We start from the raw sequence: 26,095 nt of genomic DNA, 5'->3' as shown, positions 1-26,095 counted from the left end.
TGCCCCACTGTCCTCCTCGCTGCCAGGGACAGTGGGGTCAACTTCGATTTCCTCTTCTTCGGTAGCTAGAGCTAGTGCCGCAGACTGCGAGACAAGATACTCATCATCCTTCACTACGATGTTTTGGATCTTGCCAGTGTCGTCGATTGTTAGCTCATAAGGGATGAGCTCGCTCCTGAGCTGGTCAAGTTTTTGGGACACGAACTTTGATCTTTTTGTACATTTCCTCAAGCCGTCAAAGCTAGAGGATCCCTTTCCTGATACGAGTCCAGAACCGCCTGGGGCTAACTCCGCCATTTGCCGTATACGGGCACTTCCGGTTGCACCAAACCGCGATGCACTCCTTCACTGCGGCACACGCAGCCACCCTGCTGCTGAAGAACCTGTGGTGGAACATTTCCTTCTTGATCGTCCAGAAGGCTGACTCGGCGACGGAATTATCCCAGGGACACCCCGGCGCGTCCCGTCGACTACCGCACCCTGTGCGCAGCACACCACCTCTGGAACGCGCCGAGGTACATTGGGCCTCGGTCTGAATGGAACACACTACCAAACTGGATGAACGCCTGCGACGCAGCAAGCCCCCTCGCGTCAATGGCCAACTACGTTTACATGTTCTTACCCATTGACCAGCCCACGATCTGTCGCGAATTCAAATCGATCACCGTCGCCAAATACAACCAGCCTTCACCGGCGCGCAGGCAGGCAATATCGCCTAACAGTTTCGCCGCAAGCCGCGAGGAGCGGAAGTCACGCATGCCGAGATTGTCGACCCTATGGTTTTCTATACGCACCGTCCGGGATTGGCGCTCACGCACGGTCGTGGTTTTGAAGGCGCTCATCCGCCTGGCCCGGATTCTCAGCTCTTTCATGAGCGACATCACCGTGGATGTCGAGATGTCTTCCTCATGGTTTTTGCGGATCAAATCCACTAATTGTCCGCCACCGGCGACCTGGTTGGACGCCTCACACTCGTCCTGGAGCAGTTTCGTGCGGTGTGCTCGCAGGACTTAGGCTTCGCTCAGCTCTTGGCAGACGTTCAGACATCGGTAGTGACTGCCCCTGGAATTCTGGGTTTCCTACCCATCCAGTTCACTGGATACTCGCCTATGTGGGCTTCGATGAAGTCTAAGACCGCGCTTACTCCTTACTGTTCGAGGCGCGATAGGCTCCGACAACTTTTATGAAGCCGTTCTCCCGTTTCACCTTCAACAGTTCTTTGCGCAGGTTCTCGTTGTGGACCGTTTCACTGGGCCGTGTTCTTCGGTTTCCGCTATGGGACGCTCGGCGCGGTCGGCGCGGGATTCTGAGCGCTCATTGACCTCTATTTGAAATAAGAGCGCCATAGGTAGGTCTAGTACTGTTTAATGCATTTAAGAGTTTTTTAAATTTACGACATCGAAAGGCTTTGGATGTCGCGCTCACAATCAATTACCCTGCGTCCATTTCGCAGCGCAGACACCGAATTCTTTGCCAGCATGGCCTCGGATGAACGTGTAGCTCGTTTTATTGGGTATGGGGAGCCATGGGACCGGCAAACCATCAACGCCTGTGTTAAGCAATCCCTCCAACATGAACCACTCGACACTGTGGGGGGCTCTCGATGGTTCCTAGCTACTGAAGCAAATGCAGCAGTGGGCCTCGTGTTTTGCACCCGGCAGGAAAGTTGCGTGGAGGTCGGTTACTGGGTATCTCCAGATCAATGGGGGCGAGGAGTTGGTGGAGCCGTGCTCGATAGCACCCTGTTTTCAATTCCCAAGATATACGGAATTACGAAATTCAGTGCCCGCGTAGCTCCGGCTAACACTGCTTCAACCCGACTGCTCACCAGTCGAGGATTCAGACTGGAAAAACGTGATGACATGCTTGAGTACTACACACTGGAATAGCCTTCTGTGGGTAACCGAACGCAGCCTAGATTCCTGATTGAACCAGTTGGGGGGTGAAATGTATTTGGTTCAATAGCCGATCCGTAGAATTTTGGCACGCGATTATTGAACCGTTCTTCAAGGGGTTCGGTAGATCTAACATGAAACCTGCTATGTCATGCCGAATACTTTCTATACTGCAAATATGACTGCCCCTCCTACCTCCACCATCGGGCTTGGTACTTGGTCCCGTGAACCAGATACAGCTCTGGCGCAAGCAACTGCCCTGCCTAGCGATGCGACCTCATCATTTGTGATTTTGAGCGAAACGCACACCATTGAGGTCTCTACAGAGTGGGAGCCTCATTCGCATCTGGCCCATGAGCTCTTATGGACCCAAGATGGGACACTCACCGCTCAAATCGAAGGGCAGATTTTTACGGTCTCCGAGGATCATGGTCTGTGGATTCCGACCGGAGCGCTGCACGGTGGACGCCTGACCGCACATGTAAAACTTTTCAGCGCCTTCTTTTCCCCTGAACGAACCACCACCCCATTCAGCACCCCTACAGTGATCGACATGAAACCGTTGCTTAAGTCGTTGCTGGTCCATTTATCCAGTCGGGAACTGAGCCAAGAAGCCAGAGCGCGTGCGGAGGCTGTGGTTTTCGACGTACTCAAACCGTCAGCTCATCAGCTAGCGCTGCGCTTGCCCGATGACCCACGTATCCATGGCATTGCCAACCGTTTGCTAGCCAACCCTGCGGATAACCGATCTCTTGAGCGATGGGCGATAGATGCTGGAATCAGCTCACGAACCATCACGCGAGTCTTCCGCGAAGCAACCGGCTTATCCTTTGCCCAGTGGCGTCAAGCGGTGAAAATTCATCGCGCCCTGGAGCTGCTCACCAACGGTGAAGGCGTCCAAGATATCTCTGAAATGCTCGGCTACGCGCAGCCGAGTACTTTTATCGACGCTTTTCGACGCACCATGGGCTCCACACCTGGCACATTCGCCATAGCAAATGTGAGTAGGTGACCGAAAAGCCGGATGCACTGTCAGAAATCATCGATTGCTGACATCGATTAGTTAACTTAGACTTACCTAAGTGAAAATACCTAATCAAATCGGACGTATTCAATCCGTTCCTTACGCATGCTAGACGTGGCGTCCGGAGCAGCATCCGCTGCAGCCGGAACGATGCTCGCCCACGAGGTAGTGCTGCGCTACGGCAAAAGCACTGTAGTGGACGGTGCTTCCATCCGTTTATCCCCGGGTGAAGTCACCGCACTCATTGGACCCAATGGCAGCGGGAAATCCACACTTCTCCGTTCCGTGGCAAGGTTGCATGAGCGCGCCGCGGGGGTGATCACGCTCTCCAATTCTCACGGGGAGGCCCGCGAAATTAGCACGCTGAACGGACGAACATTCGCCCACGAAGTTACGCTCTTCGCGCAGTCCCACGCCACCCCGGAAGGGTTAGCCGTGGCAGATATCGTCGCCTTCGGTCGCCATCCATATCGGCGCGGTTTCTCGGGGCTATCCGATACGGATCATGCGGCGATTGCCTGGGCCATGGAACTGACTGGCACTACCTCGATGTCCCGGAAGGCAGCTGGGGAACTATCCGGTGGAGAACTGCAACGTGTCTGGTTGGCCGTGTGCTTGGCACAGCAAACCAATGTGGTGCTTCTCGACGAGCCGACCAATCACCTCGACTTGAGATATCAGGTCGAGACCCTAGACCTGGTCCATGATCTAGCCCGTCAAGATCGGCTAGCCATCGGCATCATCCTGCATGACCTGAATCAAGCCGCCGCGTTGGCTGATCGGCTGGTGCTAATGAAACACGGCCGGGTATACGTCTCAGGAACCCCCGCTGAGGTCCTCACAGCAGATAACCTCTCGGAGGTCTATGAGATCCCCGTGCAGGTCCTCTCTGATAAGCAGAATGGATTGTTGCGCATCGAACCGGTTAGCCGCCACCGGATGAGCTGACCACTTTCTTTCTACCACCGAAACATATAATTACAAGGGAAAACCTATGCCTACACTCGCTCGAAATGCAGTCACTTCAGCGGCCGCTCTAGCACTGTTGTTCTCAGCCACCGCTTGCGGTACCACGGACATTAGCAGCGCTGGTGCCGAACGGAGCCCCGCTGCCGCATCCGCAAGTTGCGCGAATGACACCACCGCCACTAGCACAGACCCGGTATCTATGACCGATGATCTGGGCCGCACACTTGAATTGGATAAACCAGCCGAGCGTGTGGTGGTGCTCGAATGGCAGGAAATTGAAGATGTACTGACCTTGTGCGTCACTCCGGTGGGCGTCGCTTCCCCAGATGGATATAGCACCTACGTCACTGCAGAGGAGCTGCCTGAGGGTGTCGCTTCGGTGGGTGAACGTGGCGAGCCAGATCTGGATTCGATCTACGCGCTGGACCCCGACTTAATCATCGTGGACGCTTTTAGTGAAGAAGACCCCGTGCTGTCGCAGCTTGATAAGGGCGACGTTCCCGTATTGGCGGTCAAGGGCAACGATTCTGCGGATCCCATCGGCAACATGAAAAATGTCTTCTCACAGGTCGCCGAAGCCACCGGCCGCACCGAGCGTGCTGCCCTAGTGCTCAACGAATTCGACGCCCACTTGGCGCAGAAAAAACAGGAAGTCTCCGAGGTGAAGTTGGAAACCACCGACTTCCTCTTCTTCGACGGTTGGGTTGACGGCTCCAACCTGACGATTCGCCCATACACTGATGGGGCTCTGTTCACAGAGCTTGGCAAGGAACTGGGCCTGAGCCCAGCTTGGAACGATGACATCAACAAGTCCTTCGGATCCGGCGGCGTGAACAAAGAATACGGGCTGGCCCAGACGGACATAGAAGGCCTAGCGGGCGTTGGCGACGTCAACCTGTTCTACTCCAACGACGCAGGCACCGGGTGGACCACCGAGCTGGAATCCAGCGAGATCTGGAACAACTTGACCGCAGTCAAGGAAGGCCGGACCTTCCAGTTCCCAAACATCTGGGGTGCCGGCGGGCCGAAATCCACCAGTCAAGCGGTAGATGCCTTCACCGATGCACTAACCTCCGCATCGGAAGCCAAGTAGCGTACAACTGAAATGAAAACCGCTGAAAAATCAGCAGAGCGACACATCGTGGACAGCGGGGTCGGCATCCAAATGACCGGCCTTGGTTATTCCCCCGCGCCGGTCACCGGTACCCGTCTCGCCACTGGCCTAGGTCTGCTAGCCGCCTTAGCGGCAGCGGTACTGCTGGTGGGTGCTTGGCACCTCACCCAGGGGACCTCCGGTATTGGTTTGGGTGAACTGCTACGCGCACTCACCGGAGATGACACCCGTATCGGAGGGGTGGGAGCCGCCGAGATCTTCACCGGCTCCCGGCTACCGCGCCTCTGTGCGGGTGCCGCCGTTGGTCTGGCTTTGGGGGTAGCAGGTTCACTGCTCCAATCCGTCACCCGCAACCCGCTGGCCTCGCCGGACACATTGGCTGTCACCTCAGGTGCATTCTTCGCGTTGAGCGTGGCTGCTGCCTTGGGAATAAGCATGTCCACGCTGGCTTCCAGCACTCTCGCATTCGCTGGCGGGCTGCTCGCCGCCGGGATCGTATTGGCTATCTCTGGGCGCAGCGCGGGAACCGCCACCACCCGGTTGATCCTCGCTGGCTCAGCCATCGCCATGGCGTTGGAAGCAGGCAGCGGAATCATCTTGCTGCTGTTCAAGGAAAATACGACTGGACTGTATGCCTGGGGTTCAGGGTCGCTGGCCCAACTAAATCTCGATGCATTCTTGCGCAGTCTGCCAGTGATCTTGGTGGTGCTGGCCATCTGCCTCTTGCTCTCTCGCCGACTGGATGTCCTGTCCTTGGGTGATGAAAACGCTGCGGTGCTCGGCATCCCGGTGCGCTCAACCCACACTCTGGCCGTCCTGTGTGCTGTGCTGCTCACCGGCGTTTCCGTTTCGCTGTCCGGCCCGATTGCTTTTGTAGGGCTTGGCGCCCCCGTGCTCGCCCGACTGCTGTCGCGCCGCCTGGTAGCGTTGCGCCGTCAACTGTTCTTGCTCCCCGCCACCGGCCTGATTGGTGCGCTACTGATCCTACTGGCCGATGTTTCGCTTCGTGCCTCGCTCGGTGCGCAAGGTGCGGCTTCCATTCCTACTGGAGTTCCCACCGCGATCCTGGGCGGCGTGCTGATCATCATCTTGGCAATGCGACTGCCCGAAGCTTCCAGCTCCCGCAACCCGTTACAGGTAGCAAGCAAATTGCGTAGCAACCGCCGATTCATTCTCACCATGACGCTGGGATTCAGTTTGCTGTTGGGAGCGGTGATTCTAGGCCTTTTGGCCGGGAGCATGTTACTCAAGCTGGGAGATCTCGCCTTGTGGTTCCAGGATGATGCGCCCAAGCTCATTGCCCGCGCCTTCTCCGAACGTGCACCACGGACCAGCGCGGCGCTGGGTGCCGGAGCCGCCTTGGGACTGGCTGGTTGTTTGGTGCAGGGCGCCGTGCGCAACCCATTGGCCGAGCCCGGAATCCTGGGTATTACCGCGGGGGCAGGGCTGGGCGCGGCTGTAGTGGTCACCGCCTTTGGCGGTTCCCGCTCGCTACTGGTGATTTTTGCGGTGATTGCCGGGCTCGCGACCTTCACTGCCATCACCGCCCTAGCCTGGCGTCGAGGATTCTCCCCTGAACGTTTTGTGCTAATCGGCATCGGTGCAGGCTACACGCTCTCTGCGGTCACCACCTACCTGCTGCTGAGCATTAATTCGTGGGAAACTCCGCGCATCTACACCTGGCTGTCTGGCTCAACTTATGGACGTCAGTTCGCAGACGTGTTACCTGTTCTGACGGTGTTGGCATTAGCTCTTCCGGTCGTACTGCTCATGGGACGCAAACTGGACCTGCTAGCCATCGACGAAGACCTGCCCCGGGTGCTGGGCGTCAAGACCATTCGCATCCGATTAGTCTCATTGTCCATTGCCGCGCTGCTTGCGGCACTCAGCGTCGTGGCCGTAGGTGTGGTTGGCTTTGTCGGACTCATCGCCCCGCATCTGGCGCGGTCGTTGGTGGGTTCCCGCCATCACCGGGCGATCCCGGTGTCCATGGTTTTCGGAGCCTTGCTAGTTTGCCTGGCCGATACCTTGGGCCGTACCGCAATCGCGCCGGCACAGATTCCCGCCGGTCTGATCGTGTCGTTGCTCGGCTCCCCGTACTTCATTTGGCTTTTGTACCGATCACGCGGCTAGGTGTTAAGCGAGGATCCTAACCGACTCCGCCTCCACCCCACCTAATAGTAAGGAATCATGGCGAAACGCTCTGCCCGGCAAACGAGAATCCAGGCCTTTGACCCCGAGCAGCACCCGGCGCAACTACGGCATCTGGGTTCCATATCAGGTCCGTGGGAAAGTCTCATGGCAACGGTCAACGCTCGGCTGCTCACGATACAGTCATCAGATGCCACCATACTCGGTGCCGCATTGCTTACCGCCCGTTCGGCGACTGCATACGTGAAGATCTCTGGGGTTCTTGCCCGCGACACAGCTGCATATGAAGAGCTCGTCCGTGCGGTGCTGGACTACGCCAGGGAAAAAGATCTGGCCTGCGTGAAATGGGAAAGCTGGTCGGGAGAACCGTGGCTCGCAGACCTGGCTGAACAAATGGGTTTCCAGTCGTTGCCTGCTCCACGCTTCACCACAGATGCTTCGGTATCGATTCCAAAATTCGGCTATGTGCACTGGTCACATCCAGCCCGATATCTGCGTACCTCGCACTACCAGCAAAGCGAGAACTTCACCTGCGCGGCGGTTTCCGCGCTGGCCGCGCACGGGGAAACGATGAGCATTGCAACGATGGATCGCCTGCGTACCGCCGAGTTGTTACTGTGGCGTCAAGCGACTAATTTCATGGCTTGCGAACCCGTGGGGCTCGGGCTGGCCATCGCTGAGCGCTGGCCAGCAAGCTCAGTTCAGGTGTCTTTGGATACCGATAAGCCAGTAATCGTCGACTATTATCCCGAGGTTGAACGTGGCTGGCGGGGCATCTTGCAGGCTGACTCGCGCCGCCGTGCAGAAGCTACCGGGTTGCCGGTGACCTCTATGCGTATGGAAATCTCACAGATTCACAAAGTATTAAGTCAGGGTGCCCGCGTCTTGTTGCTGGTGTCATTGCAGCAGATGCTCGGCTACGATGTTCCGCACTGGCTACTCTGCCACGGAACGGCTGGTTCCACGGAACGTCCCGTCATTCTCATCGAGGACCCTTGGGTCGATGTTAGTAGCGGGGAGAGCTGGGTGGATGCTACCTGCCTACCGATAGCTTTCCAGCAACTAGAAGCCATGTCTTGTCTCGAGTCAGATGGCTATCGAGCTGCGCTAATTCTGACTGAGAGTGCTCAGTAATCACCAATCAAGTTCGTCAATGACAAAAGAGTTCGACACCCGTCCAGAGACATCTTTCAACTCAATGGTTGCGAGAAGTCTCGCCGGGCACCGCTCCCCAGCCGGGAATCCTTGAGAACTCACTAGTCCTAGATTCTCCCGACTATGTGTCGCACTAATATCGTTGGATCATGCGGGCCCCATTAGTCGCGAGAGGCTTTTCAAGGACTCCACGACAAGTCTCATCGGATCCCCTCGCGGATCAATCAAGGCTAAGGCCGCCGATCACGAAGTCCAGGGCTTCCTCGTCATTCGATTCCGCTGCGATGACCACTGGATTCATCACGAGCTATTCGGTGCTCTGGTAGGCCGGCCCGAATTCGATACAGCCCTCGACGCGATACTTCCCCGATGCTACTTCGGTGATCACGAACTTGGTTCGGCAGTAACGCTCGAACTAGATAACAATCGAACTCTCCGACGAAGTTCGCGAATACAACCTCGAGCTGCGGGCCTCTGGCATCTATGGCAGTGACGCCGATCCGAGATTGCCGGTGGGCCCCATGGTTTTCACCGTCATGGTAAATTCGACCCCAATGCAACTAGGAAGCCTGCAAGAACGCACTAACGAATCCATCGCCAAATGCCAATCCAACGGAAAGACTTTAACAGACGCCCACTAGTGCAAATATCAGAGCTGACCTCAGATCGCCCCCACGCTGTTCCGGTCGAAGTTATACCTTGGCAGAGTAACATCCGAGGAGAAAAGGAATGCACAAGGGCTGTTGCATTTCAGCCAACTCGACCGAACGCATTCAAGCGCGGAGAGTGGCATGGCTTGATCCAGGCACGTCGTCCTGACGCAACTCATTCGCCCAGCAACCTATGATGCCTGTCGAATTCATGAACTGCCCGCCCTGGTTCCTGGCCGTACAGACGTCTTGCCCATTAGCTGGGTTTCCAGTCAACTGAGGCCGCACAGATGGCGATTTCCGGAGGACAGAATCAAGTCGCACGCTGCTTGGGTTGCGCGTATCTCCCACCGTTGATTCTGCATAACCCCTAGCAAACCCACTCAAAACCAACTAAAGCCAAATATTCCCCGGATTTTCACTTGACGATGCCACACAATCGGGCATAAAGTCATGGAAACACAGATCAATGTGTTGCAGGTCATGAGGAATTGCGGAGGCAAGAATGTTCGCCGAAGAACGACACCGGCTGATCGTTGAGCAGCTGGAAGCTGACGGGAAAGTAACCGTCGCCCAGCTCGCGCAGCGCTTCGATATCACCCGGGAAACCGTGCGGCGGGATCTGGCCCAGCTGGAATCCGAGAACTACCTGCGCCGCGTCCACGGCGGAGCGGTCACCATCACCGAAGCCAGCACCCGCGAGGAAAGCTACGTAGTGCGCACCGCCATCCATTCAGAGTCCAAGGCCCGCATCGCCCAGCGCGCGCTGAGCCTGCTGCCGGTCTCCGACGCCTCAGTCATCATCGACGCGGGAACCACCACGGAAATCCTGGCCGAACGCATGCTCAAGAGCACCGCGGGCACCGGACTGGTGGTCATCACCCACGCCCTGCCCATTGCCTCGGTGCTGGTCCACAGCCCGGATGTCGCCTTGGAGCTGATCGGCGGGCGGGTCCGCGGCATCACCGGCGCCTCCAGCGGAGCACGCACCGTGCAGGAATATTCCCAGTACCGGGCCGACATCGCCTTCATCGGCACCAACGGGCTGCATGCAGGATTCGGCCTGAGCACCCCGGACCCGCTGGAAGCTGCCGTCAAGCGCGCCCTGGTCGCCAGCGCCCGCCGCGTGGTGCTGCTGGCCGACGGATCCAAATTCGACCAGGAAACCCTGGTCTGCTTCGCCCGGCTCGAAGACATCGACACCCTGGTCACCGACCAGCAACCCGGCACTGAACTTGCCGCTGCGCTGGAAGCGGCGGATGTCGAGGTGGTGATCGCATGATTATCACGCTGACCGTCAACCCGGCGCTGGACAAGACCATCGAGCTAGGCGCGCCACTGGCCCCCGGCGCCGTGCAGCGCGCGGCTTCCAGCCACGTCCAGGCGGCAGGCAAGGGAGTGAACGTCTCGCGCGCCATTGCCGCGGCCGGTGTTCCCACCCTGGCAGTGCTGCCCGGAGCCGGCACCGACCCGCTGATTACCGCGCTGTCCCGCGACCAGCTGGCGCACCGGAACCTGCCGATCACCGAAGCGCTGCGCACCAACACCACCCTGACCGATCCCGATGGCACCACCACCAAGATCAATGAGCCAGGCCCTACCCTGGACGCGCAGCAGCTGGCCGATCTCGGCGACCTGGTCGCCGAGGCCGCCGCCGGCGCCAGCTGGATGGTGATGGCCGGTTCGCTGCCGCCGGGAGTTCCTGCCAGCTTCTATGCGCAGCTGACCGCAAAGCTGAGGGCGGCCCTGGGCGGGAAGTGCCCGAAGATCGCCGTGGACACCTCCGGCGCACCGCTTCTGGAGCTCTTCGCCCACAGCCAGCAGCACATCCCGGATCTGGTCAAGCCCAATGCCGAGGAATTGGCGCAGCTGGCGGGCGGCTACGGCGAGGCGGCACTGGAAGGCTCCCTCGAGCTGGCCACCGGCTGCGCGCAGCAGCTGCTGGACCGAGGCGTCGGCGCGGTACTGGCCACCCTCGGGGCGCAGGGCGCACTGCTGGTCACCAAGGCCGGTGCCTGGCACGGATCGCACACCCCGATCACCCCGCGCAGCACCGTGGGGGCTGGCGATTCCTCGCTGGCCGGCTACCTGCTGGCCGATGCTGCAGGGGCCAGCGCCCCTGAACGGCTGCGCAATGCCGTCGCCTATGGGGCCGCCGCGACGCAGCTGCCCGGCTCCACCATCCCGACCCAATCCGATCTCACCGTTGGCGCCGTCACCGTCCACGAACTTACTTCAACGCAAGGAACCGAGTCATGAGTGAACTAATCACTGCAGAGCTCGTGCTGCTCGATGCCGACCTGGGCAACAGCACGAGCGAGGTCATCGAGAAGCTGGCCCTGCTGGTGGCCAACCAGGGGCGCGCCACCGACGCCGTCGCCCTGGCCGCCGATGCCAAGGCCCGCGAAGCCAAGACCGCTACCGGGGTGCCCGGAGGCATCGCCATCCCGCACTGCCGTTCGGCTGCGGTGACCGAGCCGACCCTGGTCATGGCCCGCCTGGAACCGACGGTGGACTTCGGCGCCAAGGACGGCGAAGCCGACCTGGTGTTCTTCATTGCCGCCCCCGATGGCGCCGACCAGGCCCACCTCAAGCTGCTCTCCAAGCTCGCCCGCGCCCTGGTGAAGAAGTCCTTCACCGCCTCCCTGCGGGCAGCAGCCAGTGAAGCCGAGATCGTGGAACTGGTGCGCGCGGTAGTTTCCGACGCTCCGGCCGCCGCCCCATCCACCTCTTCCCCGGCCGCCGCCGCCCCTGCCGCGTCCAAGAAGAAGTCGATCGTCGCAGTCACCGCCTGCCCCACCGGCATCGCCCACACCTACATGGCCGCCGATTCGCTGGCCCAGACCGCCGAGGAAATGGGTGTCGGCTTCGCGGTGGAAACCCAGGGTTCCTCGGGTTCCACCCCGCTGGACCCGGCGGTCATCGAAGCCGCCGACGCCGTGATTTTCGCGGTGGACGTCGATGTGCGCGACCGCGGCCGCTTCGCCGGCAAGCCGGTGATCCAGGTTCCGGTCAAGCGCGGCATCGACGAGCCGAAGAAGCTGATCAATGACGCCATCGCCGCCTCCGAAGATCCCAAGGCCCGCCGCGTTCCCGCCGGTGCCGCCGCATCCGGCGAGGAATCCGGCGGCAGCGAATCCTTCGGCGCAGGCCTGAAGCGCGCGCTGCTCACCGGCGTCTCCTACATGATCCCGTTCGTCGCCGGCGGCGGCTTGCTCATCGCGCTGGGCTTCCTGCTCGGCGGGTACTCGATCAGCAACGTGGCCGATGGCGTGCTGGGTTCCAGTACCCTGTTCAACTTGCCAGGTGCCGAGATCATGGCGCAGCTCGATACCCCGTTCGGTCCGCTGGGCGCCTATCTGGGCGCCGTCGCGTTCAAGATCGGTTCCCTGTCCATGTCCTTCCTGATTCCGGCGCTGGCAGGCTACATCGCCTATGCCTACGCCGACCGTCCGGGCATCGCCCCGGGCTTCACCGCGGGTGCCGTGGCAGGCTTCATGGGTGCCGGATTCATTGGCGGCATCATTGGCGGACTCATCGCTGGCCTGGCCTGCCGCTGGATCAATTCCTGGACCGTGCCACGCTGGCTGCGCGGGCTGATGCCAGTGGTCATCGTGCCGTTGCTCGGTTCCATCATCGCTTCGGGCCTGATGTTCCTGTTCCTTGGCGGGCCGATTGCCCAGCTCACCGAAGCCCTCAACGGCTGGCTGGCGGGCATGTCCGGCACCGCGGCGGCGATCCTCGGCCTGGTCCTGGGCCTGATGATGGCCATCGATTTGGGCGGGCCGATCAACAAGGTCGCTTATTCCTTCGCGGTAGCCGGCTTGGGCGCCGGTTCGGTGGCCGAGAACCCGGCCCCGCTGATGATCATGGCAGCCGTGATGGCTGCCGGCATGGTTCCGCCGCTGGCGATGGCCCTGGCCACCGCGGTGTCCCCGAAGCTGTTCACCGGGGCGGAACGCGAGAACGGCAAGGCGGCCTGGCTGCTGGGTGCCGCGTTCATCTCCGAAGGCGCCATCCCCTTCGCCGCGGCCGACCCGCTGCGCGTCATCCCGGCCTCCATGGTGGGTGCCGGGGTCACCGGCTCGCTGATCATGAGCTTCGATGTGCTCTCCCAGGCACCGCACGGCGGCATCTTCGTCTTCTTCGCGATGGACAGCACCTGGCCGATGTTCCTGGTGGCCACCGTGATCGGCACGCTGGTTTCCGCGGCGCTGGTGATCATCCTGAAGAAATATGTCCGCAAGGCCCCCGCACGGGCCGCTGAAGAGGCAAAGGCCGCAGCATGAGCCAGAAATTCACCGGAGTAGGCGTCAGCGCCGGACGGGTCATCGGATCGGTGCGCCGCATGCCCGACCCCATCCTCCCGCCCGCCGACGGCGCGCCCCTGCCAGCAGGTTCCAGCGCGGAAGCCGAATCCCTGCGCCTGGCCGAGGCCACGCAGGCGGTCGCCGCGCAGCTCAAGGAACGCGCGGCGCAGGCCACCGGCGATGCCCAAGCCGTGCTCAAGGCCACCGCGCTGATGGCCAGCGACCGCACGCTGCTCAAGTCGGCCACCAGGCTGGTGGCATCGGGCACCTGCGCCGAATCGGCCATCTGGGAGGCCGCCGACGCGGTCGCCACGCAGCTGTCGGCCCTCGGCGGCTACATGGCCGAACGCGCCGGGGATGTGCTCGATGTGCGCTCGCGCATCGTCGCCGAGCTGCGCGGCGTGCCCGCCCCGGGCATCCCGGACTCCGACCAGCCCTTCATCCTCGCCGCGGTGGACCTGGCTCCGGCCGATACCGCGACGCTGGATCCGGCCAAGGTCCTGGCGCTGGTCACCTCCGATGGCGGGCCGCAATCGCATACCGCCATCATCGCGCGCTCGCTGGGCCTTCCTGCCATCGTGGCCGCTGCCGGCACCACGGCGCTGGCCGATGGGGACCATGTCTTCGTGGACGGCATCGACGGGCTGGTCATCACCGGTCCCGGCGAGGCCGAAGAGCACCTGGCCGCCACCTACGCCAACCGCGAGGCGCTGCCGGAGTTCTCCGGCACCGGGCAGCTGCGCGACGGGCACCGCGTGCCGCTATTGTCCAATGTCGGCAGCGGCGACGACGCGCAGCTGGCCGCCGCGGCGGGCGCCGAGGGCGTGGGCCTGCTGCGTACCGAGTTCTGCTTCCTGGGCAAGGACAAGGAGCCTTCCCATGACGAGCAGGTGGCAGCCTACGGTGCGGTCTTCGCCGCCTTCCCCGGCCGCAAGGTCGTGGTGCGCACCTTGGATGCGGGAGCGGACAAGCCGCTGCCCTTCCTGACCGATACCAGCGAGCCGAATCCGGCCCTCGGCGTGCGCGGCTACCGCACCGACCTGTCCAGCCCGGGCGTGCTCGAACGCCAGCTGCAGGCCATCGCGCAAGCCGCCGGCGAGCACCAGGCCGAAATCTGGGTGATGGCGCCGATGATTTCCACTGCGTCCGAAGCGCAGGAATTCGCGCAGCTGGCCAAGGCCGCTGGCCTGGCCACCGCCGGGACCATGATCGAGGTCCCTTCGGCGGCGGTGCTGGCAGGCCAGATCCTGCAGCGCTGCGATTTCGTCTCCATCGGCACCAACGACTTGACCCAGTACACCATGGCCGCGGACCGCCAGCTCGGTGCCCTGGCCGAGCTCAACGACCCCTGGCAGCCGGCAGTGCTGCACCTGGTGGCCGCCACCGCCGCCGGTGCGCAGGCGGCCGGCGGCAAACCCGTCGGGGTGTGCGGCGAAGCGGCCGCCGACCCGGCGCTGGCCGTGGTGCTGGTGGGCCTGGGCGTGGACACCCTGTCCATGAACAAGCGGGCGTTGGCACCGGTTGCCGCGGTGCTGCGCACCGTGGACCTGCCCACTGCGCAGCGCCTGTCCCAGCTGGCCTTGGACGCCGAGTCAGCCGAGGCGGCACGCACTGCCGTGCGCGCGCAGTTGGGCGAGCTGGACCGATTTGGCCTCTAGGCCCCCCGAATTTACCGCAATCAACCGTTCAATAGATCCTGAAGGAGCCATCATGGCAGAACGTACAGCAATCATCGGCAGCCGCGTCGGCCTGCACGCCCGCCCGGCAGCCATCTTCGCCGAGGCCGCAGCCGAGGCGCCGGTCGAGGTCACCATCGCCCTTCAGGGCGAGCCCGTGGACGAGGCGCTGGATGCGTCCAGCATCCTCTCGCTGATGGGCCTGGGCGCGGAATACGGAACCACCGTAGTGCTGCGTGCCGAGGGCGAAGGAGCCGAAGCTGCCCTGGAGCAGTTGGCGGCCATCCTGGAAACCGACCACGACGCCGAGTAGCACGAAGCCGAGCTCCGGGGACCACGCGCCATCGCGTGGTCCCCGGAGTTATTTAATTACCATCCACTGATTGACAAAGCTCAATCAGTGGATGGATGATAGTTCCTACGCACTACCGCAGGAGCTTCCATGAGCGCGCTCAAAACCTCTGCACTGCGCCTCATCAAGCCGTTCGCCTACCGCGACTACGCCCTGCTGGCCAGCGCACTTGTCCTCTCCACCTTCGCCGCCGGCATGTGGGCCGTGGCAATGGTCTACCAGGTGCGCCAGCTGGGCGGCGGGCCCATCCAGCTTTCTGCCGTGGCCACCGCCAGTGCCGCCGGGCTGCTCTGCTTCGTGCTGCTCGGCGGGATCATGGCGGACCGTCATTCCTGCCGGCGCATCGTGATGCTGGTCGAGGCGCTGTCGCTGGCGGTCATGGGCATCACCGCGGTGCTGGCCATGGCCGGTGCCCTGGAGCTGTGGCACCTGATGCTCGCCGGCTTCTGCGGCGGGGCCGGGTCGGCCTTCTTCTACCCCGCCTACTCCGCACTGCTGCCCAAGATGCTGCCCGCCGAGCAGCTGCTGGCCGCCAACGGATTGGAAGGGACAGCCCGGCCGGTGGTGCACACCGCCCTGGGCCCGATGGCCGCCGGATTCGTGGTGGCGGGACTCTCGCCGGCGCACGCCATCGTCGGCATCTGCGTAATCCACCTCGCGGCGCTGCTGATGCTGCGCCGGATCCCCAACCGCCAGGCGTACAACGCGCCAGGCCCCGTTGACGGCCAGGGACAGCCGGGGATGTTCCGGCAGCTGCGCGAAGGCATCGGCTACACGGTGCGCACCCGCTGGCTGCTGTGGACGCTGCTGTTCTCGGTCATTTCGGTGTTCACCTTCATCGGGCCCTTCGAGGTGCTGCTGCCCTTCATCGTCAGCGGCAACCTGCACGGGGACGCGAAACTGTTCAGCTTCGCACTGGCCTTCTTCGGCCTCGGTTCGGCGATCGGCTCGCTGCTGGTCGCGTCCGCGAAATTCCCGCGGCGCTATTTGAGCTTGATGACCGCCTGCTGGTGCCTGGGCACCTTGCCCCTGGCCTTGGTGGGCTACGTCGATGCCGCGTGGATGCTCTTCGCGATCCTGCTGGCCTTCGGCATCACCGACGCCGTGGGCATGGTCATCTGGGGCACCTTGCTCCAGCGCCGGGTTCCCGGACACCTGCTCGGGCGGATCTCCAGCCTGGATTTCTTCGTTTCGCTGGCGCTGATGCCGCTGTCCATGGCGGCGGCGGGACCTTTGACCCAGGTGCTCAGCTTGCAGGCGATATTCGTCATTGCCGGCCTCGCCTCGCCGCTGTTCGGAATCATCGCATGGTGGGCCGGGAAATTTGCCCGCGACGAAATAGCGCATCCGCTCTCGGACCCCGTTCCGGCGGAGCTGGACGGCGAGCGCAGTTGACCGGTTGCGACCAGCTGGCGCTGGGCCGGCGCTGATCAAACTCCCAGCAGATTTTCGCGTGTAGTTCCCGGGCACGGACCGGGCATGACGGGAAGGTGGAAGGATGACTTCTCGATTGCCCGACATGGCGCGCCTGGCCCTGTTGGCGCTGGGCCCGGTATTCCTGGTTTCCTGTTCCCCTGCACCAGCGCCTGCTCCCGATGCGCAGCCCATGGGCTCCGCGGCAAGCGAGCAGGTGGATTGCGCCGTGGCTCGATGCGTGGCGCTGACCTTCGATGACGGACCTGGCCAGTACACCGGGCGGCTGCTCGACGAGCTGAAGGCCGCGGATGCGCCAGCCACCTTCTTCATGGTCGGGAAGAACATTGCCAAATACCCCGACGCGGTCAAGCGCATGGCCGCCGAAGGCCACCAGCTGGGCAGCCATACCTGGGACCATGCGGATCTCACGACGCTGACCAGAGAACAGATCCAGCATGAGCTGGGATGGACCAGCGAAGCGGTAGAAAAGGCCTCCGGCCACGAGCCCACCGTCTTCCGCCCGCCCTATGGGAATCACGGTGCCGTCTATGACCGGCTGGTGCCCTACCCGTTGGTACTGTGGGATGTTGACACCCTGGATTGGAAGCACCACGATCCGGAGAAAACGGTGCGCATCGCCATGGACGAAGTCCATCCGGGCTCCATCATCTTGATGCATGACATCCATGAGAGCTCGGTCAAGGCACTGCCGGATCTCGTGGAGAAGCTGAAGGCCGAGGGCTACACCCCGGTCACCGTGGACCAGCTATTCAATGGCCAGCTGGAGAATTCGACGGCCTATGCTTCGGCTCCTGCTCCCGGCGCGACGAAATAGTTTTGCGCCGCGCAGGGTGCTCAGGGGGCCTGCTCTGCGTACAGCCGCAGCTGGTCCAGCTTGTCCCCTTCGCTTTCGCGGATATTTGCCGCCAGCTCCTCGCACTGCTCCACCGTCAGATCCGGGTTGATGATTGCCACCTGCAGCACTACCTCGGTATGCCCCGCGTCGTCCTTCAGGTCGTAGCGGTAGGAGAGCCCATCGGGATTCTCCGAAGTGTGCAGGATCAGCAAACGGTTCTCGATCAGGTCATGGACGCGATACACGCGTTCATGGCCGGCAACGCGGTATACCAGCTGGGTGCCGACCTTGAGCTGCGGGTCGTCCGAATGCATGGAGCCGATCCCATGGATCCACAAGGGTGTTGCTGCCCAATCGGTAAGCAGCTCCCAGACACGGTGCACCGGCAGGTGAATGACCACGGTGCTCTCGAAAACGCTGAACTGGCTCATACCCGCATAGTGCCACCCTGGGCGGCCAAATGGAATAGCTTCATGGCTGTTGGCATGCAATCCGGTTTCCGGCCGCCCGCAGCAAAGGCCGGCACCCAGCGCGCGTACGCTGCTGGGTGCCGGCCCCTGGGCGGCAGAAGGCTTACCAGTCTTCTTCGTCGTCGCCATCCGCCTCGGAGATACCGAGTTCCGGCTCATTCTCGAGGTCGAAGTTGTACCAGGCCTCGGTGAAGTCAACCATCGCATCCAACGCGTCCTGCGCGTCGGAATCCAGGGCTTCCAGCGCCTCTGGGCTGTTGAGCACTGCGGTCACCGCGAGGAATGGGTGATTATCGAAGTAATCGGTGGGGGTGGCCTCCCCATTGAACGTCAAGTTCTCGCTCTGCGCGAAGAGGTCGACGTACTGAGCCACTGCCTCGGGCAGACGGCTCAGATTAATGCCAGTCAGGGACTCATTGTAGATTTCAGCAGTTGCGTCAGCCCACTGCTCAATGAGCTCTTCGCTCATCTGTGCCATCAGATTATCCACCTCGTGGTTGGGGTTCTAGTGCTCACGGGAATCGGTAGCAATTCATCTTATTTCTTCAGCGGGCGCGTGCCAAGACAGAAAGGCCCACGGCGTTGTGATCTTTTCCGCGTAGGTTCCTGCTCACTGGTTCGGGACGCCGAGGGACGGAATATCGGGCATGTCCGGCAGCGAAGGGATCGAGTATTCACGGGGCTGGGAATCCGGAGTTTCCACATCCTTGAGCTGATTCAGCAAGTCTTCGTCGAGGACGCTATCCTGGCTTGGATGACGGGGCTCCGGGGGCGAATCCAGCGAACCCTCCACTCCCGATATGAGCAGCCCCAGCGAAGCAGCCGCGGCAAACAGCCCGGCGAACAGATGCACCCCGATGAAATACAGGCCGCCGATATTGCCGCGAAGCATGGCCAAGTTCCGGTTTTTGGCCGAGGAGCTGACAGCCAGCCCGTAGGCAAAGGCATTTTCCTTGAATCCAAGACGGACTTGGGCTGCCAGCAAGGAAATGCCAGGCACCAGCAGTCCGGCGGCCACCGATCCGGCTGGCACGGCAGCGATCCTGCTTTCATTGGCCAAGCAAATCCCTAAGAGCACTAGCTGGATGAGCGCCAGGCACGCCCGCTTCCAGAAGCCAGCCGCGTGCAAGCCGCTGCACCGGACCAGGTACCGGCGTTGCTCGTGGCGGTCGGAGCCCTTTCTTGGCGGGCCAGCATTTTCTTGCAGGATCCACAGTGCTCCTAGCTGGCATGCCAGCACACCGAGCAGCATCACGATGATGCCAGCCACCGGCAGGAAACAGCCCAGGACCGCTCCGCTCGTGCTCAGGAGCCAACCAATCCGGTAGGAGCGAATGGCTCGGGGCAGTTTGGGGAAGCGCGCATCAATGTCCTTGGCGTAGCCGGCGGGCAACGACCTGGCCGCCTTGATGTACGCCTTCTTGTTCCACCATCCAAAGAGCCCGGCCACGATGGCAATGGCGGCAATCGCCAGCAGCGCCCCGGTTCCACCAGCCCGCTGCCCCAGGGCGGCGGCAACTGCCAGCACCGGAGTGAAAAGCCAGAACCGATTAGCGTAGGCAGTTTGCTTCGCAACGAAGGTTTCCGCGTAGTCCTGATGCAGGCCTTCGTTCATCGGATCCATGGATATCAATCCACGCAGCACATCGCCTTGTTCCCCGACGATTTTTTCGCCATTGCCGATACTTCCGGCCGCCCGCAACAGCCCCTGGTGATTGGGGTCGATCTGCAGCCCGGATTGGAGGAATCCGAGAGCCGCCAGGTTGTCATCTTGGGCTTCGGCAGCAATTGCCGCGCCCTGGTAGTAATCGGGGTTCCCCGGCTCCAGCCGAATCGCGTGCTCGATGGCTTGGCGGGCCAGCACCCTGTCGTCGTTGCTCCGAATATCGCTGAGCGTGATCATGCTCAGCCAGTAGTGCCCGTTGCCGTATTCCGGTTCCGTTTCGATTACTTGCCGGATCGCCAGCAGCGCCTCCTCCCGTCGATGCTGGCGCATCAGGGCGACGGCCAGGCACTCCCCGGCCACCGGGTTGGCAGGATCCAGATTCAGCCCGGCTCTGGCAGCGGACTCCGCTTCGGCCCACTGCTTGAGGCTCAAATGGCATGACGAATAGAGAATCCAGAAGGCAGGGACCTGATGGTGCTCGTTGAGGTTATCCTTCAGCAAGGCAATCGCTTCGGTTTCCCGTCCGATCGCCAGGTGGTGGGTGATCCGGTGATGCAGTCGCTCGAATTCCATGCGGTGTACTCCCCCGGTGCTTTCTAGAGCATGTTCTGCGAAACCAGATACTCGGATAAATCATCGTAGCGGCCATGCTGGTTGCTGAAGCGCACCACATTTCGCGCGGATTCCAGCCACGGCAAAGTCGACGCCTTGATTTCCGCCAGGGCAGTTCTGATATGGCTCATGTCCAAGGGGAGAACCTCGTTGCGCTCGATGGATTGCATCATTGCCTTCTCGGCGGCAGTGGTGCATACGTGCTCCAGGTCCGCACCCGAGAACCCGTCGGTCTGTGCCGCAATCCATTCCAGGTCGATTCCGGCAATCGGGCGGTTCTTCAAGTGGTACCGCAAGATGGACTCACGTGCCGGCGCGTCCGGCGGAGTCACCAGCAGGGTCCGGTCCAACCGGCCTGGACGCAGCAGTGCTTCGTCCAGATCCCATGGGTGGTTGGTAGCCCCCAGAACGTAAAGGCCATCGTTGTTTCCCGCAAGCGAATCCATTTCGATCAGCAGCTGATTGACCATCTGGCGCATCCACGCGCCCGATCCAGTCAGCGAACCGCGGCGGATGCCGATGGCATCAATCTCATCGATGAAGAGAACCGTTGGAGCATTCTTGCGGGCCCGGTCGAAAATCGCCTTGAGCCGCTTTTCCGTTTCACCGATGTAGGAGTCAACCACATCGGTAATGGTGACAGACATGAAATTGGCTTTCAGCTCACCGGCCACCGCGCGAGCCAGGAAAGTCTTGCCGCATCCCGGTGGCCCATACAGCAGCAGCCCGCCGCGCAATGATTTGCCAAAAGCCTTGGCAATTGCGGCGTTGCGCATCGGTGCCAGGAAGGATTCGTCCAGGCGGTCCTTGACCGCCTGCAATCCACCCACATCATCCAGGGTGACACCCATTCCGGCCGGGTTCTCGATGGGAGCTTCCGGGGCATCGGACCCCGCATCTGAGCGCAGTGGGACCCGTCCTTCAATAAAGGGCGCCGGCAGCGAACTGCCGAGTTCCTTGGAACCCGCTTCCCAGTCGTAGCCTGGTGGCGTATCGTTCTGCTGGTTTCCAGCCGGCGCGGCATACGCTGCGGGTTCGACGGGCGCCTGCGGGGCCATCGCTGCGGCCATCGACGCGCTGATCGTTCCAAGCCTTCCCAGCGCGGACGCGTTCCCCGGATCCTGCTGCAGCACGATGCTGACATGGGACAGCGCTTCGGCGGATCGACCGGCACCATCGAGCTGTTCAGCCAGGTGCAATCGCAGGGCATGGTCATCCGGCGCTGCTTCTACGGCCCGGAGAAGGCTAGCAATAAGGGCATCGTTCATTCTAGGGCCGCTCCACGGTTGAAGGTCTCGGTCTGTTGCCTCTGCTGGTTAAAGCATCCAGCGGGTATCGCTAGAAACGACACCCGCTGGAATTATACGTCGCAGACCCGACTGTTCGCTGAGCGCACCCAGTGCCTAGTAGGCCTTGACTCCCTGCTCTACCACCAAATGGATCAACGCGAATTTCTTGTTTTCGTCAATGGCCTTCAGCGCATTTTCCAGGGCAGCCGGGACATCTGAATCATTCTCGACGCGGACGCCGAACCCGCCGAAGGACTGCGCCATCAGCGCGAAGTCGGGGTTGGCCAACTGGGTTCCGGAAACCCGTTCCGGGTACTGGCGTTCCTGGTGGGTGCGGATGGTGCCGTACTGCTGGTTGTCCATGACGATCACCAGCGGGGTGGCGCCGTACTGGGCAGCGGTAGCCAGCTCCTGGCCATTCATCAAGAACTCGCCGTCACCTGCGATGGTCACCACGCGGCGCCCCGGGTAGTTCAGCGAAGCGGCGACGGCGGAAGGAATCGAGTAGCCCATGGAACCGTTGCGTGCCGAGAGCATCGAAGCGTAGCCGTTGGTTGGGAAGTAGCGGTGGGCCCAGTTGGTGTGCTCGCCAGCGCCGAAGGTCACCAGGGCGTCTTCGGGCAGGGATCCAACCAGATTAGCCATCATGGTCGCCATCCTCGCCTGGCCCGCGGAAGGCTGCGCTGGTGGAAGTTCGGCGAACTTCTCCTGCTCGCCGCGCATCCGGGAAGTCCACTCCTTCCAGGATTCCTTGACCGGCAAATCCATCAGCAGCAGGTCGCGAACGAAGACATCGGGCTTGGCGACAATCTGGTGCGATACCGGGCCGGAACGTCCGCGCAGCGACGGGTCGATGGTGACCAGGAAGTTCTTCTTGTCCCAGTTCTGGCGGACATTGAAGCCGTCGGTGATGACGTCGCCTGGAACCGTGCCGACGAAGATCAGCAGATCAGTCTCTTCCAGCAGGTCATAGGTCGGCTTGGGGCGGCCGTAGCCGATCGGGCCAACATAGGATGGCGAGTTGAAAGGCACGGTACCCTCGCAACGCCATTCGGCAGCGGCTGGCAGGTCGTGTTCCTCGAGCCAACGAGTGAAGTCCGCTGCGCCTTCGTGGGACCAGTCGTTGCCGCCGAAAATGAACAGCGGCTTATCCGCTTCCTGCAAGGCAGTATTCAGCGCCTTCCAGTCGGTCACGGTCATGCCGCCGGTAGCCACCGGGATTTCCGGATGGACTTCGGCGGAAACTTCGTTGCGGATGATGTCTTCTGGCAGGCCGACGACCACCGGGCCCGGGCGTCCGGACATGGCAGCGAACATGGCCTCGGCGACGACTTCGCTGGCGCGATCGGCGTGGTCCAGGATCATCACGCGCTTGGCGCCGGTGCCGAACCATGCCTTGGGATCGAATTCCTGGAAGGCTTCCTTTTCACGGTGCTCGAACGGGATCAGCCCCACGAATAGCACCAGCGGGGTCGAATCCTGCCATGCGGTATGCAGGCCGACGTGGGCGTTGGCAGCTCCCGGGCCACGGGTCACCATGGCAATGCCGGGGCGCTGGTGCATCTTGCCTTCGGCTTCGGCCATGTAGGTGGCTCCGCCTTCGTGGCGGCAGACCACGGTTTCGATTGGCGAGTTGTGCAGCCCATCAAGGACATCCAGGTAGCTTTCACCCGGCACCACGTAGGCGCGTTCCACGCCGTGCGTGGCAAGCGTGTCGACAATGACGTGTCCGGCCGACTTCTTTGTCAGGCCCTGACCATTTTCACTCATCTTCTAGGCGTCTTTCTGGTTTCGAGAAATCGTCTGACGCAACGGCGGAGAAAACGGCCCTGCTGGCCAATGATGCAACGCTGCGTCAACGTGAAACAGTACTAAACAAGCTGCGATTGCACACATTGCCGATCGAATGCTACGCATATGTGACACGATGCCGTATGTGAATCATATTTGAGTGCAAAATGTCTAGAAAGTTTCACTGAATGGAACGGTTTGCTTCGTCACATTGCGGCTGGCCAGAGCAGTGCGGTGGGCAATGTTCGCGATTTCCATTGATCGGCAGCGCCAGCGCTAGTAGCCTGTGATGCAACAAAAGTTTACTTAAGGTAAGCGCTGCTTTTATCCGGACATCGAGGTTCTCCATGGAATTCATCAACGGCGCGATTGTCGCCGCCTACCTGGCCGCAATGCTGGCCTTTGGCTGGTGGGGCAAATCCCGCACCAAGAACAGCAGCGACTATCTGGTGGCCGGCCGGCGCCTGGGCCCCTTCTTCTACACCGGAACCATGGCGGCGGTGGTGCTCGGCGGAGCCTCGACCGTGGGCGGCGTTGGCCTGGGCTACAAGCACGGGATCTCCGGCATGTGGCTCGTGGTGGCTATTGGCGCAGGCGTGATCCTGCTGTCGCTGGCTTTCGCCCCGACGCTGCAGAAGCTCAAGGTCTTCACCGTTTCGCAGATGCTGACCCTGCGCTACGGCAGCGCGGCGGCAACCAATACCTCCGGCATCGTCATGCTGGCCTACACGCTGATGCTCTGCGCCACCTCAACCAGCGCCTACGCCACCATTTTCGTGGTGCTCTTCGGCTGGGAGAAATGGCTGGCCATCGCCATCGGCGGCGCCATCGTAGTCATCTACTCCACTATCGGCGGCATGTGGTCCATCACCCTGGCCGACCAGGTGCAGTTCATCATCAAGACCATCGGCATCTTCGCCCTGATGCTGCCCTTCTCCATGCATGCCGCCGGCGGCCTGGATGGCATCCGCGAGCGCATGGGCGCCGAATTCTTCAGCTTCACCGGCATGGGGCTGCAGTCGATCATCACCTACTTCGTGGTCTACACCCTGGGCCTGCTGATCGGCCAGGACATCTGGCAGCGCGTCTTCACCGCCAAAACCCCGAAGGTCGCCCGCTGGGGCGGGATGACCGCCGGAATCTACTGCATCTTCTACGGAGCTGCCGGCGCACTGATTGGCATGGCCGCAAAGGTGGCGCTGCCGAATATCGCGGGCGCGGCGGAGAACAAGGACGTGGTTTATGCCGAGGTCGCCACTCAGCTGCTGCCAGTTGCGGTGGGAGGTTTGGTCATGGCCGCAGCCGTGGCCGCGATGATGTCCACCGCCTCCGGGGCGCTGATCGCCGCCGCAACCGTGGCCCGCACCGATGTCACCCCATTTGCGGCCAGCTGGTTCGGCAAGCGCGTGGAAGTGAATACCGATGAGAACCCCGAGCATGATGTTCGCGCCAACCGCATCTGGGTGATGGCGCTGGGCGTAGTCACGGTCACCTTGGCAATCCTGGTGGACGACGTGGTCGCAGCACTGACCATTGCCTACGACATCCTGGTGGGCGGATTGCTGGTGGCAATCATCGGCGGCCTGCTGTGGAAGCGCGGCAACGGCACTGGTGCCACAGCCTCCATGGCGGCAGGATCAATAGCCACTTTGGGCACGATGATCATCTTGGAGACCCAGGCTGAGAACAAGTTCGATGGCGTCTACGCCAATGAGCCGATCTACTACGGCCTGATCGCTTCGGCAGTAGCGTTCATTGCTGTTTCGCTGTTGACCAAGCCCACTAACCGGCAGGTGATCGAGCACTGGAACCTGCGAGTTGCCGGCAAGACCCACGACACTCCGGCCAGCACTACTGCACAGGAGCCAACGTACTAGGCCAGTAAGCAACATCGAAGCGAACCCTTGTATTCGAGCCTCGGGCTCAGTGTTGCTCAGCCGTGATCACTACTGAGCACGGGGATCGTTTTGCTCCTCGATATTCGGCGCCGCAGAATTGACTCCGCAGGACTCCAAGTGGGCTATGAAATTCTGAGGCCACAGTTCAGTAGGGCCCTCTTTGCCGTACAGGAACTTGCAAACGCCAGTTTTGCAGCGTTGGAATCTGGGCATCTTTATCGTTCCCGCAAAGTCGAAACCCTTCATTGCCGCTGTGTCGCTGATGCTCAAACTTTTCATCACCTGACGACGGGGTGCACACGGCCACCATCACCGACCACGGCTGCTCAAATACCTGACCGTGAACCTGGCCTTGGGAAACTGCGACATGCACGCTGGGAACATCGGGCTGACCATCGACCGCGGAACCATGCGACTGGCTCCGGCCTACGATGTGGTCCCCACTGCCGTATGGGAGGACGCCGACCGAAACCTGTGCCTGTACGTAGGCACCGGCGTGCACATCGACGAGGTCAACGGCAGGCACTAGATGGACGAAGCGGCCTCTTGGGGTGTCCCTGCGAAAATTGCCGCCAGGCAAATACGCACTACCCTGAAGGCAATGCTGGATGCGCTCCCGGAGCTCATCGAAAATCACGCGCAGAAGGCTGGTTCACCCTCATGCTCCTCGACGTTGCCGCTGACACCAGAGAGCGCATCGACCGGCTCATCCCGCCAAGCACATAACCACTAGGGGGTTGCCACCTGGCTCATTCCTCACTGACTTCTCGCATGGTCGCATCGATAGCAGATTCGTCTGGC

Annotated in this window: 19 protein-coding genes and 2 pseudogenes; 15 read left to right on the top strand and 6 right to left on the bottom strand. The window is 61.6% G+C overall.

The window, feature by feature from the left end; genetic code table 11:
• Positions 1 to 227: 227 nt before the first annotated feature.
• Positions 228 to 1,301: pseudogene (locus tag ACIP6G_RS15130) on the bottom strand (IS3 family transposase); the annotation flags it as partial.
• A 111-nt stretch (positions 1,302 to 1,412) separates the two neighbouring features.
• On the opposite strand from ACIP6G_RS15130, the gene ACIP6G_RS15125 reads away from it, so the two are divergent.
• From ACIP6G_RS15125 to ACIP6G_RS15065, 13 genes are all read left to right on the top strand, one after another.
• Positions 1,413 to 1,889: a GNAT family N-acetyltransferase gene (locus ACIP6G_RS15125; protein WP_400291099.1), complete on the top strand. Its 477-nt coding sequence runs from the start codon at positions 1,413 to 1,415 to the stop codon at positions 1,887 to 1,889.
• A gap of 184 nt (positions 1,890 to 2,073) precedes the next feature.
• Positions 2,074 to 2,907 carry an AraC family transcriptional regulator gene (locus ACIP6G_RS15120; protein ID WP_400291097.1) on the top strand — a complete coding sequence of 278 codons (834 nt, stop codon included), beginning with the start codon at positions 2,074 to 2,076 and terminating at the stop codon, positions 2,905 to 2,907.
• 117 nt (positions 2,908 to 3,024) lie between these two features.
• On the top strand, positions 3,025 to 3,867 hold the full coding sequence (locus ACIP6G_RS15115; protein WP_400291095.1) for an ABC transporter ATP-binding protein: 843 nt from the start codon (positions 3,025 to 3,027) through the stop codon (positions 3,865 to 3,867).
• 220 nt (positions 3,868 to 4,087) lie between these two features.
• Complete coding sequence (locus ACIP6G_RS15110) at positions 4,088 to 4,981, top strand: ABC transporter substrate-binding protein (protein WP_332595362.1); 894 nt, start codon at positions 4,088 to 4,090, stop codon at positions 4,979 to 4,981.
• Between the two features lie 12 nt (positions 4,982 to 4,993).
• The gene (locus ACIP6G_RS15105; protein WP_400291093.1) at positions 4,994 to 7,135 is read left to right on the top strand and encodes an iron ABC transporter permease; all 2,142 of its coding nucleotides are present in this window, start codon (positions 4,994 to 4,996) and stop codon (positions 7,133 to 7,135) included.
• Positions 7,136 to 7,192: 57 nt separating this feature from the next.
• Complete coding sequence (locus tag ACIP6G_RS15100; RefSeq protein WP_400291091.1) at positions 7,193 to 8,287, top strand: peptidase C39 family protein; 1,095 nt, start codon at positions 7,193 to 7,195, stop codon at positions 8,285 to 8,287.
• A gap of 1,176 nt (positions 8,288 to 9,463) precedes the next feature.
• A complete protein-coding gene (locus ACIP6G_RS15095) occupies positions 9,464 to 10,240 on the top strand; it encodes a DeoR/GlpR family DNA-binding transcription regulator (RefSeq protein ID WP_105662630.1) in 777 nt (258 codons plus the stop codon).
• Positions 10,237 to 11,217 carry a 1-phosphofructokinase family hexose kinase gene (locus ACIP6G_RS15090; RefSeq protein WP_400291089.1) on the top strand — a complete coding sequence of 327 codons (981 nt, stop codon included), beginning with the start codon at positions 10,237 to 10,239 and terminating at the stop codon, positions 11,215 to 11,217. Before ACIP6G_RS15095 ends, ACIP6G_RS15090 begins: the two co-directional genes overlap by 4 nt.
• Positions 11,214 to 13,247 carry a fructose-specific PTS transporter subunit EIIC gene (locus ACIP6G_RS15085; protein WP_400291087.1) on the top strand — a complete coding sequence of 678 codons (2,034 nt, stop codon included), beginning with the start codon at positions 11,214 to 11,216 and terminating at the stop codon, positions 13,245 to 13,247. The genes ACIP6G_RS15090 and ACIP6G_RS15085 overlap by 4 nt, the downstream gene beginning before the upstream one ends.
• Complete coding sequence (ptsP, locus tag ACIP6G_RS15080; protein WP_400291086.1) at positions 13,244 to 14,926, top strand: phosphoenolpyruvate--protein phosphotransferase; 1,683 nt, start codon at positions 13,244 to 13,246, stop codon at positions 14,924 to 14,926. The genes ACIP6G_RS15085 and ptsP overlap by 4 nt, the downstream gene beginning before the upstream one ends.
• Positions 14,927 to 14,978: 52 nt before the next feature.
• Positions 14,979 to 15,257, top strand: a complete 279-nt coding sequence (locus ACIP6G_RS15075; RefSeq protein ID WP_105657931.1) for an HPr family phosphocarrier protein — start codon at positions 14,979 to 14,981, stop codon at positions 15,255 to 15,257.
• 129 nt (positions 15,258 to 15,386) lie between these two features.
• Positions 15,387 to 16,691 carry an MFS transporter gene (locus tag ACIP6G_RS15070; protein ID WP_105657930.1) on the top strand — a complete coding sequence of 435 codons (1,305 nt, stop codon included), beginning with the start codon at positions 15,387 to 15,389 and terminating at the stop codon, positions 16,689 to 16,691.
• 103 nt (positions 16,692 to 16,794) lie between these two features.
• A complete protein-coding gene (locus ACIP6G_RS15065; RefSeq protein ID WP_400291084.1) occupies positions 16,795 to 17,547 on the top strand; it encodes a polysaccharide deacetylase family protein in 753 nt (250 codons plus the stop codon).
• Between the two features lie 20 nt (positions 17,548 to 17,567).
• On the opposite strand, the gene ACIP6G_RS15060 is transcribed toward ACIP6G_RS15065, so the two are convergent.
• The 5 genes from ACIP6G_RS15060 to ACIP6G_RS15040 all read right to left on the bottom strand — a co-directional run bounded on the left by ACIP6G_RS15060 (position 17,568) and on the right by ACIP6G_RS15040 (position 23,375).
• Positions 17,568 to 17,999: an SRPBCC domain-containing protein gene (locus ACIP6G_RS15060; protein ID WP_166650869.1), complete on the bottom strand. Its 432-nt coding sequence runs from the start codon at positions 17,997 to 17,999 to the stop codon at positions 17,568 to 17,570.
• A gap of 142 nt (positions 18,000 to 18,141) precedes the next feature.
• On the bottom strand, positions 18,142 to 18,516 hold the full coding sequence (locus ACIP6G_RS15055; protein WP_105657927.1) for a hypothetical protein: 375 nt from the start codon (positions 18,514 to 18,516) through the stop codon (positions 18,142 to 18,144).
• Positions 18,517 to 18,648: 132 nt separating this feature from the next.
• A complete protein-coding gene (locus ACIP6G_RS15050) occupies positions 18,649 to 20,277 on the bottom strand; it encodes a hypothetical protein (RefSeq protein ID WP_400291082.1) in 1,629 nt (542 codons plus the stop codon).
• 23 nt (positions 20,278 to 20,300) lie between these two features.
• Positions 20,301 to 21,584, bottom strand: a complete 1,284-nt coding sequence (locus ACIP6G_RS15045) for an AAA family ATPase (RefSeq protein ID WP_400291080.1) — start codon at positions 21,582 to 21,584, stop codon at positions 20,301 to 20,303.
• A gap of 135 nt (positions 21,585 to 21,719) precedes the next feature.
• A complete protein-coding gene (locus tag ACIP6G_RS15040; RefSeq protein ID WP_400291078.1) occupies positions 21,720 to 23,375 on the bottom strand; it encodes a thiamine pyrophosphate-dependent enzyme in 1,656 nt (551 codons plus the stop codon).
• A gap of 368 nt (positions 23,376 to 23,743) precedes the next feature.
• On the opposite strand from ACIP6G_RS15040, the gene ACIP6G_RS15035 reads away from it, so the two are divergent.
• Together ACIP6G_RS15035 and ACIP6G_RS15030 are read left to right on the top strand one after the other, a co-directional pair.
• Positions 23,744 to 25,273, top strand: coding sequence for a sodium:solute symporter (locus tag ACIP6G_RS15035; RefSeq protein ID WP_400291076.1), 1,530 nt, complete (start codon positions 23,744 to 23,746; stop codon positions 25,271 to 25,273).
• Positions 25,274 to 25,610: 337 nt separating this feature from the next.
• Positions 25,611 to 25,823: pseudogene (locus ACIP6G_RS15030) on the top strand (HipA domain-containing protein); the annotation flags it as partial.
• Positions 25,824 to 26,095: the final 272 nt, after the last annotated feature.

This window comes from Glutamicibacter sp. NPDC088483, from assembly GCF_044753145.1.
GTDB lineage: Bacteria > Actinomycetota > Actinomycetes > Actinomycetales > Micrococcaceae > Glutamicibacter.
This window is presented reverse-complemented; position numbering and strand designations above follow the sequence as displayed.

Bases quoted from the DNA above. Each gene is read 5' to 3' on its own strand.
- ACIP6G_RS15125 (WP_400291099.1), top strand. From the start codon at position 1,413: ATGTCGCGCTCACAATCAATTACCCTGCGTCCATTTCGCAGCGCAGAC.
- ACIP6G_RS15120 (WP_400291097.1), top strand. From the start codon at position 2,074: ATGACTGCCCCTCCTACCTCCACCATCGGGCTTGGTACTTGGTCCCGT.
- ACIP6G_RS15115 (WP_400291095.1), top strand. From the start codon at position 3,025: ATGCTAGACGTGGCGTCCGGAGCAGCATCCGCTGCAGCCGGAACGATG.
- ACIP6G_RS15110 (WP_332595362.1), top strand. From the start codon at position 4,088: ATGACCGATGATCTGGGCCGCACACTTGAATTGGATAAACCAGCCGAG.
- ACIP6G_RS15105 (WP_400291093.1), top strand. From the start codon at position 4,994: ATGAAAACCGCTGAAAAATCAGCAGAGCGACACATCGTGGACAGCGGG.
- ACIP6G_RS15100 (WP_400291091.1), top strand. From the start codon at position 7,193: ATGGCGAAACGCTCTGCCCGGCAAACGAGAATCCAGGCCTTTGACCCC.
- ACIP6G_RS15095 (WP_105662630.1), top strand. From the start codon at position 9,464: ATGTTCGCCGAAGAACGACACCGGCTGATCGTTGAGCAGCTGGAAGCT.
- ACIP6G_RS15090 (WP_400291089.1), top strand. From the start codon at position 10,237: ATGATTATCACGCTGACCGTCAACCCGGCGCTGGACAAGACCATCGAG.
- ACIP6G_RS15085 (WP_400291087.1), top strand. From the start codon at position 11,214: ATGAGTGAACTAATCACTGCAGAGCTCGTGCTGCTCGATGCCGACCTG.
- ptsP (WP_400291086.1), top strand. From the start codon at position 13,244: ATGAGCCAGAAATTCACCGGAGTAGGCGTCAGCGCCGGACGGGTCATC.
- ACIP6G_RS15075 (WP_105657931.1), top strand. From the start codon at position 14,979: ATGGCAGAACGTACAGCAATCATCGGCAGCCGCGTCGGCCTGCACGCC.
- ACIP6G_RS15070 (WP_105657930.1), top strand. From the start codon at position 15,387: ATGAGCGCGCTCAAAACCTCTGCACTGCGCCTCATCAAGCCGTTCGCC.
- ACIP6G_RS15065 (WP_400291084.1), top strand. From the start codon at position 16,795: ATGACTTCTCGATTGCCCGACATGGCGCGCCTGGCCCTGTTGGCGCTG.
- ACIP6G_RS15060 (WP_166650869.1), bottom strand. From the start codon at position 17,999: ATGAGCCAGTTCAGCGTTTTCGAGAGCACCGTGGTCATTCACCTGCCG.
- ACIP6G_RS15055 (WP_105657927.1), bottom strand. From the start codon at position 18,516: ATGGCACAGATGAGCGAAGAGCTCATTGAGCAGTGGGCTGACGCAACT.
- ACIP6G_RS15050 (WP_400291082.1), bottom strand. From the start codon at position 20,277: ATGGAATTCGAGCGACTGCATCACCGGATCACCCACCACCTGGCGATC.
- ACIP6G_RS15045 (WP_400291080.1), bottom strand. From the start codon at position 21,584: ATGAACGATGCCCTTATTGCTAGCCTTCTCCGGGCCGTAGAAGCAGCG.
- ACIP6G_RS15040 (WP_400291078.1), bottom strand. From the start codon at position 23,375: ATGAGTGAAAATGGTCAGGGCCTGACAAAGAAGTCGGCCGGACACGTC.
- ACIP6G_RS15035 (WP_400291076.1), top strand. From the start codon at position 23,744: ATGGAATTCATCAACGGCGCGATTGTCGCCGCCTACCTGGCCGCAATG.